This window comes from Bacillus sp. AP8, from assembly GCF_000321185.1.
Lineage (GTDB): Bacteria > Bacillota > Bacilli > Bacillales > DSM-1321 > Bacillus_AD > Bacillus_AD massilioanorexius.
Genome location: NZ_CAPG01000085.1, coordinates 60,710 through 76,646, shown reverse-complemented (window position 1 = coordinate 76,646; position 15,937 = coordinate 60,710). Strand labels below are relative to the sequence as shown.

General features: G+C 34.2%; 13 protein-coding genes. 11 read left to right on the top strand and 2 right to left on the bottom strand.

Annotation, left to right across the window (positions count from 1 at the left end):
• Nucleotides 1-88 precede the first annotated feature (88 nt).
• The 6 genes from BN349_RS20495 to BN349_RS20465 all read left to right on the top strand — a co-directional run bounded on the left by BN349_RS20495 (nt 89) and on the right by BN349_RS20465 (nt 7,571).
• On the top strand, nt 89-847 hold the full coding sequence (locus BN349_RS20495) for an ABC transporter ATP-binding protein (protein ID WP_425457673.1): 759 nt from the start codon (nt 89-91) through the stop codon (nt 845-847).
• 2 nt (nt 848-849) lie between these two features.
• Nucleotides 850-2,481 carry a hypothetical protein gene (locus BN349_RS20490; protein ID WP_019244181.1) on the top strand — a complete coding sequence of 544 codons (1,632 nt, stop codon included), beginning with the start codon at nt 850-852 and terminating at the stop codon, nt 2,479-2,481.
• Nucleotides 2,482-2,498: 17 nt separating this feature from the next.
• Entirely contained in the window at nt 2,499-3,296 is a 798-nt protein-coding gene (locus tag BN349_RS20485) for a GNAT family N-acetyltransferase (RefSeq protein ID WP_019244180.1), read from the top strand.
• 146 nt (nt 3,297-3,442) lie between these two features.
• Nucleotides 3,443-4,123, top strand: coding sequence for a sigma factor-like helix-turn-helix DNA-binding protein (locus BN349_RS24445; RefSeq protein WP_019244179.1), 681 nt, complete (start codon nt 3,443-3,445; stop codon nt 4,121-4,123).
• Between the two features lie 23 nt (nt 4,124-4,146).
• Nucleotides 4,147-4,731 (top strand): ATP-dependent Clp endopeptidase proteolytic subunit ClpP, encoded by a 585-nt coding sequence (gene clpP, locus BN349_RS20475; protein ID WP_019244178.1) that lies wholly within the window; start codon nt 4,147-4,149, stop codon nt 4,729-4,731.
• A gap of 161 nt (nt 4,732-4,892) precedes the next feature.
• A complete protein-coding gene (locus BN349_RS20465; protein ID WP_019244177.1) occupies nt 4,893-7,571 on the top strand; it encodes a YhgE/Pip domain-containing protein in 2,679 nt (892 codons plus the stop codon).
• A 140-nt stretch (nt 7,572-7,711) separates the two neighbouring features.
• On the opposite strand, the gene BN349_RS20460 is transcribed toward BN349_RS20465, so the two are convergent.
• Nucleotides 7,712-8,167 (bottom strand): DUF523 domain-containing protein, encoded by a 456-nt coding sequence (locus BN349_RS20460; RefSeq protein ID WP_019244176.1) that lies wholly within the window; start codon nt 8,165-8,167, stop codon nt 7,712-7,714.
• Between the two features lie 212 nt (nt 8,168-8,379).
• Between BN349_RS20460 and BN349_RS20455 the strand changes: the two genes are divergently transcribed.
• The 5 genes from BN349_RS20455 (at nt 8,380) to BN349_RS20435 (ending at nt 12,729) form a co-directional block, all read left to right on the top strand.
• Nucleotides 8,380-9,234: a TetR/AcrR family transcriptional regulator gene (locus tag BN349_RS20455; RefSeq protein ID WP_026089418.1), complete on the top strand. Its 855-nt coding sequence runs from the start codon at nt 8,380-8,382 to the stop codon at nt 9,232-9,234.
• A 108-nt stretch (nt 9,235-9,342) separates the two neighbouring features.
• The gene (locus BN349_RS20450; RefSeq protein ID WP_019244174.1) at nt 9,343-10,932 is read left to right on the top strand and encodes an MDR family MFS transporter; all 1,590 of its coding nucleotides are present in this window, start codon (nt 9,343-9,345) and stop codon (nt 10,930-10,932) included.
• 123 nt (nt 10,933-11,055) lie between these two features.
• Nucleotides 11,056-11,478: a hypothetical protein gene (locus BN349_RS20445; protein ID WP_019244173.1), complete on the top strand. Its 423-nt coding sequence runs from the start codon at nt 11,056-11,058 to the stop codon at nt 11,476-11,478.
• Between the two features lie 370 nt (nt 11,479-11,848).
• Nucleotides 11,849-12,271: a hypothetical protein gene (locus tag BN349_RS24440; RefSeq protein ID WP_019244172.1), complete on the top strand. Its 423-nt coding sequence runs from the start codon at nt 11,849-11,851 to the stop codon at nt 12,269-12,271.
• Nucleotides 12,268-12,729, top strand: coding sequence for a hypothetical protein (locus tag BN349_RS20435; RefSeq protein WP_019244171.1), 462 nt, complete (start codon nt 12,268-12,270; stop codon nt 12,727-12,729). The genes BN349_RS24440 and BN349_RS20435 overlap by 4 nt, the downstream gene beginning before the upstream one ends.
• Before the next feature lie 239 nt (nt 12,730-12,968).
• Here the strand turns inward: BN349_RS20435 and BN349_RS20430 are convergent, their stop codons facing one another.
• Nucleotides 12,969-15,644, bottom strand: a complete 2,676-nt coding sequence (locus BN349_RS20430; protein ID WP_019244170.1) for a YhgE/Pip domain-containing protein — start codon at nt 15,642-15,644, stop codon at nt 12,969-12,971.
• Nucleotides 15,645-15,937 lie beyond the last annotated feature (293 nt).

Genomic DNA, 15,937 nt, shown 5'->3' with positions numbered 1-15,937 from the left:
TACTGGAAATTATTTTAAAGTGAATAGTAAGAATAGTATGAAGAAAGTGGTGAAATCCTTGGAATTAGCTACAGAACCAATTATTCAAATGAAGAATTTGCAAATGAATTTCGGTGGAAAGAAAGTGTTGAAGGGCATTAATTTAGACGTTCACCAAGGACAAATTATCGGATATATTGGTCCGAATGGTGCTGGTAAAAGTACTACCGTGAAAATTATGCTTGGTTTGATTGAAGGATTTCGGGGTGAAGTAAAGATCTTTGGTCAAGATATAGCGAATGGTCAAATTGATTATAAGAAAAAGATTGGATATGTACCAGAAGTTGCGGATTTATATGATAGTTTAACAGCGAGAGAATATTTAACGTTTATTGGTCAGTTGTACGGATTATCAGAAGATGATGTAGAAAGAAAAGCAGAACCTTTAATGGAGATTTTAGGGATAAATCATGTAATAGATGCGAGAATTTCAACATATTCAAAAGGTATGAAACAAAAAACAATGATTATCTCTAGTTTATTACATAATCCAGATCTTTTATTTTTAGACGAACCCTTAAGTGGACTTGATGCAAATAGTGTAATTGTAATTAAAGAAATATTAGCTCAACTGGCGAATCAAGGTAAGACGATTTTTTATTCTTCTCATATTATGGAGGTAGTTGAAAAAATCAGTAGTCGCATCCTTTTGTTAAAAGACGGTGAAATCATTGCGGATGGTAGCTTTGCAGAATTAAAAAATCATAATCAAGAAGGGTCCTTAGAAGAAATTTTTAATCAATTGACCGGTTTTGATAATCATGAAATATTAGCCGAAAAGTTTGTAACGATTATAAATGAGGTTTAGAGATGAAAGAATTTACGATTTTAAAAATTTTAGACCGCTTTCGTCCCTTGTTTGAAAAAATGAAAATGGATTATGATATTTTGCGACGTATTTTACAAATGAAGCTAATAATGGATGCAAGGAGAACGCCTATCATAATAGGTAATCAAAAGAAAAAAGACAATGATCGTAACCAGTTTCTTACTTCAATGTGGCTGTATGCTTTACTAGGCTTATTTTTGTTACCGACTGTTTTAATTAATCAAAATATTGTCTATCAAATGAGTATGTTTTTTGGCGTATTAATTTTTTTAGTGATGACTTCTTTAATTTCAGATTTTTCTTCTGTATTACTTGACACGAAAGACAAGGAAATTATTCTTTCGAAGCCAGTTGATGGTCGAACATTAGGTATGGCTAAAATCATTCATATAAGTATTTATTTGTTATTTATTACTCTTTGTTTAGCTGGACCATCTCTAGTTGCTGGATTGATTAAATACGGCATTCTCTTTTTTGTTGCTTTCTTGATAGAATTATTGTTGGTAAACCTACTTATTATCGTAATAACAGCATTATTATACATGATGATTTTACGATTTTTTGATGGAGAAAAATTAAAAAATATTATTAACTATGTGCAAATAGGCCTTACAATAACGATGGCAATTGGTTATCAATTTTTAATAAGGGTGTTTGATTATGTCCATTTTGAAGCCGTTTTTAATCCGAAATGGTGGCATTATTTGATTATACCTGTATGGTACGGAGCACCGTATGACTTAGTGATGAATGGAAATAGTTATTCTACAATTATTGTTTTTACAACATTAGCTGTTATTGTGCCAATCATTGCGATTTCTTTATATATCAAATGGATTCCTATTTTTGAAAGAAATCTTCTTAAGTTATCTGCTGTAAGTAATTCTAATAGAAGAAAAAAAAGTCCCTTGTCATCGCTTATTTCTCGATGGCTTTGTAAGAGTGGAGAGGAAAGAATTTTTTATCATTTCACGAAAAAAATGATAAAAAATGAGCGTGAGTTTAAGTTGAAAGTGTATCCGTCACTTGGATTATCGATTGTTTTTCCATTTATTTTCCTAATTACATCCTTTAAGGAATTTGTAAGTGAAGGTTCGCGTTCATCTGAATTATTTTTACTACTTTACTTTTCTGGTCTTGTTATTCCAAATGTCATTTATATGCTGAAATATTCTAGTAATTATAAAGCTTCGTGGATATATAAATGTGCACCAATAACTAATATGGGAGCCGTTTTAAAAGGGAGTATAAAGGCTGTTACTGTTCAATATTTTTTTCCGTTATTTTTCATCCAAGGTTTGATCTTTACTTTTTTATTAGGGGTTGGTATTCTACCTGATTTAGTAGCGGTTGCTTTAAATCTACTATTATATGTATTAATTAGTTTTAGCCTATTTAGTCGAGAAGCCCCGTTCACTAGGGGGTATGATAATTTTGAAGGAGAATCGATCAAAACCTTTTTTATGTTTTTCATCCTTATTGGGTTAGCGGTTGTACACTTCGCTATTAGATTTGCAGGAATGTATGGGATAATAATATATATCATTCTCTTACTTATTGTTAATACAGTACTATGGAAACGATGTTTCGTATTAAAAATATTTAAGGTTTAACTTGAAAGGAGATCTACATGTTAACTGAAAAACAATTATTTGACGTATATGTTTTACAAGATATATGCGAAGACTATGATGATATCGAATTAAAGTTAAATTGGGAAACACTAAAAACAAGAACAGAGCAGATGGATTTTTTTCATTATGAAGAGAACCGTTTAGTTGGATTTTTGGGTGTTTATAAATTTGGAGAGGAATACGAAATTTGCGGGATGGTCCATCCTGATTATCGGAAAAAAGGGATATTCACACAATTACTTTCTAAGGCTCTTATGATTATTCCTAATAATGGGCGTATATTAATAAATGCTCCAGCACACTCCCAATCTGCGAAAGCATGGTTAGAAAAAAACTCATGTTCTTATTCTTTTTCGGAAAATCAAATGAAATGGCATAAGAAGATTTTAACGAATGATACCTCGAATATCGTATTACGTGAGGCAAAAGAAGAGGATTTGCCATTTTTGATGCAAGTTGACCAATTAAGTTTTGGTGTTTCAGATTCATCAAATGTATTAAGTAAAAATGGTCAAACTTATATAGTTGAAGTAGAAAAAGAAGCTGTAGGAAAAATAAGAATCGAGAGATCAAACGAGCAAAGCTGGATATATGGCTTTGCTATATTACCTCAATATCAAGGAAAAGGTTTTGGTAGAGCAGCTTTAACACAGGTTGTTTTAAAGGAAAGTCCAATCTGTTCTAATATCTATCTAGAAGTTGAAACAAAAAATAACAATGCCCTAAAATTATATGAATCTTGTGGCTTTGTTGCTTTTCATACACAGGATTATTATGATTTTGCACGACAGTAAGTTGATTGTCAACTTGACGCATAATAAGAATAGTCGAACTGTTTTTTTACGAATAGACTATTATTAAAAATTTTTCTTCCTACCCCGTATCTTTTAAACGATTTCATTCGTTTAAAGAGTAGAGAGGTGTTAAAGGAGTGAGTGATGTGAATGATTCATGTAAAGATGAACGGGCGAATCCTAACTTTCTTTCGTATTATGAAGAGTTGAAACGATATTGTTATTTTTTATCAAAAAATAAGTGGGATGGCGATGATTTACTTCAGGATGTCATTGTCAAAACATTAAAACATTATCGGAATCAGAAGGAAATTCGACCTTCTTTGCTTAAAAAAATGGCGTATAATCACTGGATTGATAAAGTGCGTAAGCGTAGCTTTGAAATAGTTGATGAGATAGAAGAGATACGTCAGGAAATGAATAATGGGAATACTGCATGTGAACAAGTGGAAATTTTATTTCAGCAGTTAACATTAAAGCAAGCTACTATTTTTGTATTAAAGGAAGTATTTTTATTTCAAATAAAAGAAATTTCCTTACTGATGGAAACAAGCGAGACAGCAGTTAAATCAGCATTATTTCGAGCGAAGAAGCGATTATCTCATCAGACTGAAGAAGGGTCACCTGTTCATCATATAACAGAGGATGAGGAGGAACGATTACTCCTTATTGAAACGATACAATATTGTTTGACAGAACAAGACCCGGAACTATTAATATCTAGAATCCCGTTCATTCGATCGCTAGCTACAGAAGCAAGTGTAGCTAAGGTACATGATACATTTAATAAACACTTTATTTCACCTACTCTTAAAATGGCTGCATAGCTATATTACGAGGAGGATTAATCATGAGTATTATTCCATACGTAGTTGAACAAACAAAGGTAGGAGAACGCTCCTACGATATTTATTCTCGATTGTTAAAAGACCGCATTATTATGCTTGGCGATGAAATAAATGATCAGGTTGCCAATAGTATTGTTGCTCAATTACTTTTTCTGGAAGCCGACAATCCAGAAAAGGATATTTCGATGTATATTAATAGTCCTGGAGGCTCAACTTCGGCTGGTTTTGCCATCTTCGATACAATGCAGTATATCAAGCCTAACGTTAATACGATATGTACAGGTATGGCTGCCTCCTTTGGGGCGTTATTGTTAATGGCAGGAACGAAGGGAAAAAGATATGCACTACCGAATAGTGAAATTATGATTCATCAGCCATTAGGTGGAACAAAAGGGCAAGCGACAGAAATTGAAATATCGGCAAGAAGAATTCTGAAGTTAAAAGAACATATCAATCGAACTATATCTGATTTAACAGGTCAGCCGATTGATAGAGTAAAGCATGATACGGAAAGAGATTATTTTATGAGCGCCGAGGAAGCAATGCAATACGGAATAGTAGATCAGATTGTAAAAGCGAATATTTAATGATATAGGGGCTGACTCGGATGAAGAGTCAGCCTCTTTTTTTCAAAAGGATCGGTGTCGGTTTTTCTTATAAAAAATATAATGAACATTTATGGAAAGGGGCATAGCTAAATGAAGAAGGACTTATACTGAAGAATGGTTCTTTTAAGGAGTATTTAGCTATGAAAAAAGTTCTTGATATTTTTTTCCTGGATTGGCGACGTATATCACAATCTAAGGCAGCCCTTTTTTTGGTGATTTCATTAATGATTCTTCCCTCGCTATATGCCTGGTTTAATATTAAAGCATTGTGGGATCCATATGGTAATACCTCTGGAATAAAAATTGCTGTTGCAAATGATGACATTGGAATGAAAATCTCAGGGGAATCTTTAAATGTTGGCGACAAAATCGTAGAAAAATTAAAGAATAATCATAATTTAGGTTGGACGTTTGTATCAAAAAAGGAAGCGGATAGAGGTGTGACATATGGGGATTATTATGCAAGTCTCTATATACCAAAGGATTTCTCGGAGCATTTAGGTAGTCTGCTTTCGGATAATCCTGAAAGAGCAGAAATTATATTTACCATAAATGATAAAATTAATGCTATCACTCCGAAAATCACGGCAACCGGAGCCAATACGGTAACAAATCAGGTTAGTGATGAATTTGTCGACACGGTTTCAAGTACCCTTCTGGAGGAATTTAATAAAGTAGGCATTGAGCTAGATAAAGATTTGCCAACCATTCGTAGGTTAGAAGCGAAACTATATCAAATACGAGATGCATTACCGCAAATTAATGATTTTGGTGAACATGCTAAGCAACTTGAAGCTCATTTACCGCAGATAAAAGAAAAAGCAAATAAGATCATATCAATTACAGATTATATTCCGAAAGTAAATGAGATGGGGCAGAGTGTATTAAAAATTAATAAAGCTATGCCGAAAATAGAGCAAGCAGGTAAACAAGTACTTGTTTTACAAAGTAAGATTCCTGAAATTCGTAATATGGCTCAAAAGGTTAATGAAATTAATGAGCATTTTGATGTTGTACAAACAACACTTGATGAAGGACTAAAACAAGCAAATAAAGCGTTAGATATTGTGCAATCCACCCAAGCATTGCTACCTAAAATTCAAGAAGTTACGAATAATAGTCAAGGCTATGTAGATGCGGCGAATCAGTTTTTAAATGGTGTTGATTCTGCTTTTGATCAAATAGCCTCGGTAGTTAAGCTTAATATAGGATTTGCTAATCAGTTGGCTAGTAGTGTAGCTGCAATTACTGATCAAATGATTAATTCTAATATCAGCCCCCAACAATTGCTTCTTTTACTGCAACAAGCAAACGTGTTATTGCAGCAAGAAAATGCTCAGCTTACTCAACAAATAAGTCATATTCAAAGCTTAATAAACAATGGCGTAGCGCCTACACAGCTACAAACGATGCTAAATAAACTACAAAGTCTCCAAAATCGCGTTCAATCTCAACAGCGCATTGTACAAAATGCCATAGCTACTATCAATAATAATCCAAATGCTATTCCAAATACTATTCAGGAAATTAATAATGAAGCAATCAAAATTCGGGAGGCTACGAGTAGTTTATTAAACAATTATGATAGTACCTATTTACCAGCTATTCGTTCTAGTTTAACTCGTTTGAAAAAAGATCTCCAATCAACAAATGAAATCGTTCTGGCAGCTAAGGAACAATTACCTAATGTGGCAAACCTTTTAGGGAGTACAGAAGAGACGTTGCAAAATGCAGCCAATACTTTACGTAAATTTCAAGCGGAATTACCTAATATAAAAAACGCTATCGAAAAGGCTACGAATTTTATAAATCAAAATTTAAATGTAGTAATAGATGATTTGAATAAAGCAGCACTCTTTTATCAACAGCGTTTTCCAGATTTAAGAGACAAGTTAGATCATGCTAGTCAGTTTATTCAAAGTGATTTACCTAAATTAGAAGAGAAGATTACTACTACAGCAGCTCTTGTCCAAGAAAAAATGCCGCAGTTAGTTGATGCGATTTCGATGGCTGGAAACTTATCTCGTTCAGAGTTACCAAACCTTAGTGAAGCAGTAACAAAAGCGACCAATAAGATTGATGAATTAAAGAAAAAAACGAGTTTAGAAAAAGTTATAAATATTTTAAGAAGAGATGTTCAAGCTGACAGTGATTTTATGGCGAAGCCAGTGGAACTAAAAGAAATTAGACAATTTCCAATCGCAAATTATGGGTCAGCAAGTTCACCTTTTTACACAGCGTTGGCCATATGGGTCGGTTCTTTACTTTTGGTATCGTTATTGAGCGTCGATGTTCACATGCCTAAAGCCATTTATAAGCCCCATCATTTCTATTTTGGTAGGGGATTAACATTTCTACTTATTGCTTTAATTCAAACGGCGATTGTTTCTATTGGAGATATATTTCTTTTAGGAATAGATGCGCATATGAAAGGAACTTTTATTTTATTCAGCTTGCTTATAAGCTTTGCGTTTGTGACGATTGTTTACACATTGGTGGCGATATTTGGTAATCTAGGGAAAGGAATGGCGATTATCCTATTGGTATTACAAATATCAAGCTCCGGAGGAAATTTTCCGATAGAAGTATCCTCTACCTTTTTCCAGCGTATATACCCGTTTTTACCTTTCACTTATGCAGTGAAGCTATTACGAGAAGCATTAGGTGGAGTCGTTTGGAAAAATGCGATCGTCAGTATAATTGTTTTACTTTTTGTAGCTACAATATTCATTATAATAGGAACCATTCTTAAAAAGCCATTAATGAACGTAGTAAACAAGTTTACAGAGAATGCAAAAAAGAGCCGAATCTTTCATTAATGGTCGTTGTGAAAAGGACTTTTTCAGCAATCCTTTAGAAAACAGTCTAAAAAAGAGGATGTTATCGACATAGAATTCTTCGATACATCCTCTTTAATATGGATAAAAAAACTTTGCATTCCGTGGAATGGGCAGAGCCATTAAAAAAGATTAGTAAGCTCGTTTTCTGATAGGACCGTAATGCCATTTTTTCGTAATAAGGCAGTCGTTACTCCTTCTCCTGTTATTTTCTGGCCATTGAATTCCCCATTGTAAATTAGAGAACTGCCACACGAGGGGCTGTTTTCTTTAAGTACAACATGAGTGACATTATGTTTTTTCACCAGTTCTAACGTATGATGTGCTCCTAATAGATATTGTTCAGTAACATCTATGCCAGATTTATTTATTACTTGAGCCGTACCATTTAGAACATCCTCTCCCGTTCCATGGATGATTTCAGCTGGTTCACGTGGCGTAGAAAATCCCCCTAATAATTCTGGACATACCATTATGGCCTTTTTTTGTTCAACTAGTGTTGCTAATGTATTTTCTGGGCAGGAAGTGGCATTATATCGGCATTTTTTGCCTGCTAAACAAGAGCTTACAAGTATCATCGTCTCATTCCTTTAATCAAATGTTTGATTAAAATTTTATGACAATTGTATGCTTTAATCAATCGTTTGATTAACACGTAAGGCAGAATACGTAAGTATGAAGAAAAAGAGATTAGAATATTGACGAGAAAAAGACTATCATATACAATGCTGACTAGTCAGTCATAATAAGACTATAATAGAGATGAGTACAAATGGAAGGGATGTCTAGCATGAAGGAGAAGGAAAAAATTATTATAGAAGCTGCCATAAAACTTTTTGCAGGTAAGGGGTTCTCGTCTACGTCTATTAATGAAATAGTAACAGAAAGCGGAATTTCTAAGGGGGCTTTTTATTTATATTTCAAATCCAAAGATGCTTTACTTTATTCCATTTTCGATTACTACTCTGAACAATTACGAACAAAAATTTTTTCATATGAAAATGAAAAGATAGCTCCACGTGAGAAATTTAGTTTGCAATTGCTAACGATGTTAGAAACACTGATGGAGCATAAAGAATTTCTTATTATGCAATCTCGTGAACAAGCTATTCCATTAAATGAAAGCATAAAAAAACAAATCTTTCAAATGCATGTGACAATGCATAATTTCTTACAAAATGGTTTGTTGCAAATATATGGTGAGAAGATACGACCGTTCATCTGGGATTTATCTTTTATCCTAGAGGGTATGGTGCAATCTTATACCAAAATTGTGATGTATGAAAAGGAGCCACTTCAGCTTAGAAAGATAATAGATTTTCTTCTTCGTAGAATGGATCATATAATAGAAGGCATAGTAGAAGAGGAGCCTGTTTTAACATCTGATAGAATGAAAGAGTTGTTAGATAGATCACAAAACTGTTGTCATAGCGATTTTAATCAACTGTTAGCTAATATGAAAGAAATAATAAATACACTAGATGGAAAAGAAGATTTAGAAGTATCGTTGGAAGTGTTAGCGGCAGAAATTCAAAGTGTAAAGCCAAGAATACCAGTTATTCAAGGGATGCTTTCTAACTTTAGGGAAATTCCTGAGCTTCAAGCATATTATAATAAAATAGCAGAATTTTACCATATTAAGTAACGTTCATTTTATATGAACGTTACATTTTTTTGTGTATTGACTGACTGGTCACTCTGTAATATAATTCACTTTACGTGATTTTTGAAAGAAGAATTAAAGGAGACATCTATGAGTGATACAAACAATAAAGGGATTCACAAAAATATAGTCCTAGTCGGTCTAATGATTGGGATGTTTTTTAGTTCGCTTGAACAAACTGTAGTGGGTACAGCTATGCCGACAATTATTGCTGAGTTAAATGGTTTCAGTATTTTTGCTTGGGTAACAACAGCCTATATGATTGCTTCTACAGCTGTTGTGCCTATAGTTGGTAAGCTTTCAGATTTATATGGTAGAAGAAAACTTTATTTGCTCGGAACGATTATATTCATCATTGGTTCAGGTTTATGCGCAACCGCGACTTCTATGGAACAACTAGTCATTTATAGAGGATTACAAGGTATTGGCGGCGGTATGATCATGCCATTATCGCAAACAATCATTGGTGACATTTTTACTGCTGAACAACGTGCGAAATGGCAGGGAGTATTCGGTGCGTTATTTGGATTAAGTTCCGTTTTTGGACCGTTTTTAGGTGGAGTGATTGTTGATTATGTAAGCTGGCATTGGATTTTCTTGATAAATCTTCCATTTGGTTTATTATCAGCTGTTTTCATTTTCATTGGAATGAAACATGAGCCAATTCATAAAGGGAAAGTAAACATTGACTTCTTAGGGATATTTACTTTAATACCGGCGGTTATTCTATTATTAATAGGATTAACTTTTGGAGGAGATAAATTTGAGTGGGTATCTGGTACATCATTAGCTATTTTTGGCGCTTTTGCAGTGTTACTAGTCGCCTTTTTCTTTATTGAAAGAAAAGCGATTGATCCCATTTTAGATTTACGTTTTTTCAAAAATCGAGTATTTGCTGTATCTAATGCATTAGGTTTTTTATTAGGATTAGGGATGTTTGGTGCAATTATGTTTGTACCGATGTACATGCAAGGAATTTTAGGTGTATCACCAACTAAAGCAGGGTCGACAATGACTCCAATGATGATTGCTTTAATAATGGCTAGTGTCGTAGGAGGCCGTCTTTTATTAAAGGTTCGATTTAGAACGTTATTAACCATAGGTATGACGATTACTGCTATTGGCTTTTATTTAATGAGTACAATGGGATTAGATTCTACGGAATTACAAGCATATAGTTATATGGTTGTGCTTGGAATTGGTATGGGATTAGTAATGCCAACTATTACGATTGCTATTCAAAATGAATTTCCTACGTCACAGCTAGGGCAAGTAACATCTGCGTCAACTTTCTTCCGTTCGATTGGAGGAACAATTGGTATTACTATATTAAATGCTGTCATGAATCAAACGATTGTTTCTAAAATGACGGCTGCGAGTGAAGAATCTACCATACCAATTGTTAAGCAAGGTTTAATGGCGTTATCAGAGAAAACAGATGCTTTATTTGGGTTATTAGTAGATCCATCCAAATTACCTTTCCCTGCTGAATCAAAACAAGCTTTTATTAAGTCTATTAGTACAGCTTGGGCAGAATCATTTTCAACTGTATTTTTATCAGGTCTTATTTTCATCGTGATTGGTATACTTACGGCTTTAGCTATGGGTAAAAGTAGAATTAAGCGTGATAAAGAGTTAAAAGAAAAATTAGATATTGTAGAGAAAGAAGAAATTGCTTAAATTTAGCATTCTATATAAAGAGTCATCATGATAAGATGGCTCTTTTTTGTTATAGGGAAATTATGGGAATGGTTGTAATCTGTTTGTATGAATTATAAGATAGAAAAACAAGGAGGGGAAATTTTGAAAAAGCTTTTGAAAGTAGTATTAGTCATTGTGCTTTTAGTCATAGCTATTGGGTATGGAATATATTATTTTGGTACAAACGTGGCCTCAGATAAAGTCATGGATATTTTGAACAACGAGTTAGAGAAAAGTGGACAGTTAGAAACTGTAAAAGAATCCATTAAAAATGATCCAGATTTGAAGAAATTTGTCGAAGAAGGCGCTAATATAGATGAAAGTAAATTACCGTTTAAAACGAAAGAAGAAGCAACCAGAGTCATTATTCGAAAAGTAGGGATTAGCGAATTGCAAAATATAAAATCTCAACTTGAAAATGGGACAGCGTCTAAAGAGGAAATTCATCAGACAATCGAAAATAAATTGTCTGATGAAGAAATTCAAGCATTAAAAGTAATTGCGTATAAAGAACTATCTAAATAAGCTCTTGCTCAGGCAAGAGTTCTTTTTTGGCAAAAACGACTAGCGAGTATGGTTTTCTTTAGTCGTTTTTTCTTGCAATTTAAAAAAATATTTAATTTTGAATCCAGATTACTGTCTAGCTTCAGCATCTTAACTCCTCGAGGAGTCATAAGCCTATCTGCCGTAAAGGTCAAAAGGTAACCATACGTCGATCGACAGCCTACAGGAAGTATCGAAAATAGGATAAGAATTTTTCTAAGGCAACATCCAAACTAAAAAGAATCAGGAAATGTTTTTTCCTTTTGAACCTGCACAAATTCGAAGTAGGGGGAGTATAGTAATACATAATTTACTATTATTAGTTTTTTGGTTTCTAAAAGGAGGTGTCAAAATGTCTTTGCCAAATATTCCGAATATCAAACCAAATATATCAATCGATCGAAAAGAAGCTATAAATTTGCTTCTCGCATCAGTAGCGATGGAAGAAATTAGCCTTTCACATATATTAAATGCTGAAGGAGAAAAACTCCAACAATTTTTAAAAACATGTCCCGATAGTCTGAATGATATGCTGATGATGAATAATAGCATCAATCAGACGTTACGAACTGTTATACAGTCACAAATTATGTTGCAAATCAAACTAGAGGATATCTTGTCCTTAGATAAAAAAAATACTACAAAGCATGATAGTAGTTTATTTGATAGTTTTTCATCAAGTGATTCTTCATCAAGCGATTCTTCATTAAGTGATTATGAAAGCTGTGAAAGTTCCTCTTCGTCTGGAAAAAAGAGAAGGAAGCTAGAGAAATGAAAAACGCTGCTTCTTTGAAAAGGACAGAAGAAAAAAGCGATCAACAATTTGATTCTTTCATTCTGAATTATCTTCGATACTACATTCTTTTTATTGAAACAATAGGAAAAGTATCTCTAGATAAGAATGAAAGAGTACAACTTGAAAAGAAAGTGGCTTCATCTCTTTCTTTACTTAATGATATACATGTTGTTCGGAAATCTATAAAAATGAGTTTGTATTTATCTAGTAGTAAAGAACTGGACATTAGTAACTCAGCTCGTATGGAAACTGCACATATTCTCAAGGTATTAAAAGAATTAATAGTGAATACGATTACAGTTGATAGGTGGAAACGATTATCTCTAAACTGTTTGGATTATATTCAAGAATCTTTTCCTATAGTAGTGCAAGATCAAAACCCGAGCGTACCTTGGAGAGCAGGGAAAATAGCTTATTCTATTTATAAAGTTAAATAATGAAGAAAAGGTCATGGCGATGTTCGGAATCTCTTAAACTGAGACAAAATCATTATCGCTGTGGAGGAAACGTTTCCGTATGATAGGAAGTGTAATAATTTAAAAAACATAAAAATAAGACCTCAGAAGCTAGATGTAAGCTTTGAGGTCTTTATTAATGTGAAGTACGTATTACTCAGTTATAGATAAAATGGAATACAATCGTTACTAAGAATACTTTTGTTGTTTATCCATTTTTCTTATTCTTCAACTGTAGTTGTAGTCGTTGTTTTTTTGGTAAAAGCAACTACAACAGCTATTAAAATGGCAGCAATTACAAAATAGACTAGTAGTGTTAACATGTTACTCCATGCTGCACTAGTATTATCTAACGAAATGATTGCTCTAAAGCTATCAATAGAGTAACGCATTGGTAAGAAGTTGCTTAACATACGTAAGCCTGAAGGAAGCATTTCGATTGGAAGACTAGAACCTGTTGTAGAAAGTTGGGAAACTAAAAAGACGGTTGCAAGGAAACGTCCAATATTGCCGGCAAGTGCCACTAAGAAGAAGACAATCGCTAAGAATGTAATGCTTGCTAGTATAGCAAATAAAATAAGAAGAATAGCGCTTCCAAAATTCAATTTAATGTAGAATAGAGCGAAAATACTCATAACTACTGCTTGAATTGTAGCGTACCCAGCCATTTTTGCAAATTGGCTAGAATACCAAGCAAACCCTGATACTTCAACATCTTCTGGTTTACGGATATTAAATAGTAAAGAAAGCGCTAACACACCAACGAATAACGCAAGAGATAAGATATATGGTGCATTGGCATAACTATATTTCGGATATTTATTAATGCTTTTTCCATCCGTTTGTACAGGAGATGCAAACATAGAGATGTTTTGATCATTTACTTTTAGACTGCTTGTTTTTTCTGCGCCACCTTTTAATCCAGTAGCTAACTCGTTACTTCCACTTTCAATCTGACCAAGCCCATCATCAACTTGTTTAACACCGTCACTTAGTGTTCCCCAACCAGTTTTAACAGTTTGGTTTCCGTCACTGATTTGACCTGCACCGTTATCAAGTTGTTGGATACCTGAAGTCAGTGTACTCCAATTATTTTTAACTTTAGAGTTTCCGTCTGCCACCTGATTAGCACCATTCGCAACTTGACTAGCACCATCAGCAAGTCTATTTGCACCATTCGCAACAAGATTAGTACCTGCATCTAATTTCGTAGCTCCAGCTACTAATTTATCCGCGCCTGCTGAAAGCTGTTTAGCACCACTACTGAACGTATTAACCCCACTGCCAAATTGACTAGCACCACTCTTTAATTGAGATGCACCAGCGTCTAATTTTCCTGTATTACTTGCAAGATCATTCGCACCAGCTGATAATTTTGCTGCTGCGTCAGTAAGTGGAGCAGCTGCATTTGCTAATTGACTAGCACCTTGAGCTAGCTTAGTTTGTCCTGCTACAAGCTCATTTAAGCCAGCTTGTAACGTTTTTGCTCCAGGAGAAGCTTGGGATAAACCACCAGCTACTGTATCAGCACCTGTTTTTAGAGCTTTGGATTTATTCTGTAAGTCATTTAAACCAGATGTGACAGTTTTACTACCATCTAATAATTTTTGGAAATCTGGACTATTTGCTAAGACGGGTCCTAGAACGGGATGCTTTAACAATTGTTCTAAACCAGCTGTTACTTGTCCAGAACCAGCAGCTAATTGAGCAGCGCCAGAATTTACAGCTCCGACTCCATCAGCAACCTGTTTGCTTCCCGGAGCTAGCTGATCTAACGCTTGAGAAAGAGTACCACTTCCACCTTGAGCTGATTTTAATCCATTAAGAATTTGATTAGCCCCTGCAGGAAGATCTTTTGCACCCGCTGATAATGCATTAACGCTTGTTGCTAAAGTAGTTGCTCCTGAAGAAAACGTTTTCGCTCCAGTTGCATAGGCTATTGCACCAGTAGCGAATGTATCTGCACCAACGGCTAAATTTTGACCACCAGTAGACAGTGTCTGGCTACCAACTGTCAAAGATTTTGTTCCTGTAGCTAACACTTTTGAACCAGCAGCTAATTCTTTCGTTCCATTAGCTAATTCTTTTGCACCAGATGCTAGTGATTTATTTCCTGTAGAGACTTCTTTTGCACCAGTAGCTACTTGTTGTGAACCAGTAGCTAGCCTATTAATATCTCCAGTACTCCCTTGTACTTTTGATAAAAGTGTGCCTGTTCCATCTTTTAATTGTTTTGCTCCATCTGCTAATTTAGCGATATCACCAGATTTGGAATCAAGTGAACTTAGAATTTGGCCAGTCCCAGCTTTTAGTTGAACGGAACCATCGTGAAGCTTAGCTGACCCTTCAGCACCATCTTCAAATCCTTTTGAAACATCTGCTAATTGTGTGAATAGAGTCTTAGCATATGTTTCTGTTACTTTATTAGCTAATTGCTCACGAACTTGATTGATTGCGCTATTTGTAACCTGAGCAGCCATATAGTGCAAGCCTTCATTTTGGGTATATTTCAATTGTGGAACCGTAGGATGATCGGTTAATACAGTTGTCACTTTTTCTGAAAAGTCTTTCGGAATTTCTACAACCATATAATAATCAAGATTGTCCATCCCTTTTTTGGCTTCTGCTGCACTAACAAAATCCCATCCTAAGGAATTACTTTCTTTTAGGGTTTTTACTAAATCTTCACCGACGTTAATCGGTTGATCACCTGACATAGCCCCAGCGTCTTCATTAACAACGGCGACGGGTAGGTTTGAAAGATTATCGTATGGTCCCCATGAAGGAGTAAGAATAATAGCTGCGTAAACAAGTGGTATAAGTAACGCTACAATAAGGGCAATAAACACTCCTCTCTTATTTCTTAGTCCGGCTATTGATGTAGCAAAACCATTCATATAAAACCTCCATTTAGTAAGATTTTAAGAATAGATGAATGGCTTCAGAATAAACTGAATGACCATTCAATTTATTCTTAATTCTATATATTCTAAAAATTAATAAAAATTCCTTCTTTTTTATCATTTTATTTTCTGTTTTATGACAAAATATTCTGCTTCGTTCATTTTTATCTATATATATAGTAAAAAAGGAACATAAGAGAATAGTATCATTTAGTTTGTCGAAATTATGAAAGCCTTTTAATAATTTACTGAAAACTAGAAAAAAACATTGACAAATGAAGTTGATA

Bases quoted from the DNA above. Each gene is read 5' to 3' on its own strand.
- BN349_RS20495 (WP_425457673.1), top strand. From the start codon at position 89: ATGAAGAATTTGCAAATGAATTTCGGTGGAAAGAAAGTGTTGAAGGGC.
- BN349_RS20490 (WP_019244181.1), top strand. From the start codon at position 850: ATGAAAGAATTTACGATTTTAAAAATTTTAGACCGCTTTCGTCCCTTG.
- BN349_RS20485 (WP_019244180.1), top strand. From the start codon at position 2,499: ATGTTAACTGAAAAACAATTATTTGACGTATATGTTTTACAAGATATA.
- clpP (WP_019244178.1), top strand. From the start codon at position 4,147: ATGAGTATTATTCCATACGTAGTTGAACAAACAAAGGTAGGAGAACGC.
- BN349_RS20465 (WP_019244177.1), top strand. From the start codon at position 4,893: ATGAAAAAAGTTCTTGATATTTTTTTCCTGGATTGGCGACGTATATCA.
- BN349_RS20460 (WP_019244176.1), bottom strand. From the start codon at position 8,167: ATGATACTTGTAAGCTCTTGTTTAGCAGGCAAAAAATGCCGATATAAT.
- BN349_RS20455 (WP_026089418.1), top strand. From the start codon at position 8,380: ATGAAGGAGAAGGAAAAAATTATTATAGAAGCTGCCATAAAACTTTTT.
- BN349_RS20450 (WP_019244174.1), top strand. From the start codon at position 9,343: ATGAGTGATACAAACAATAAAGGGATTCACAAAAATATAGTCCTAGTC.
- BN349_RS24440 (WP_019244172.1), top strand. From the start codon at position 11,849: ATGTCTTTGCCAAATATTCCGAATATCAAACCAAATATATCAATCGAT.
- BN349_RS20435 (WP_019244171.1), top strand. From the start codon at position 12,268: ATGAAAAACGCTGCTTCTTTGAAAAGGACAGAAGAAAAAAGCGATCAA.
- BN349_RS20430 (WP_019244170.1), bottom strand. From the start codon at position 15,644: ATGAATGGTTTTGCTACATCAATAGCCGGACTAAGAAATAAGAGAGGA.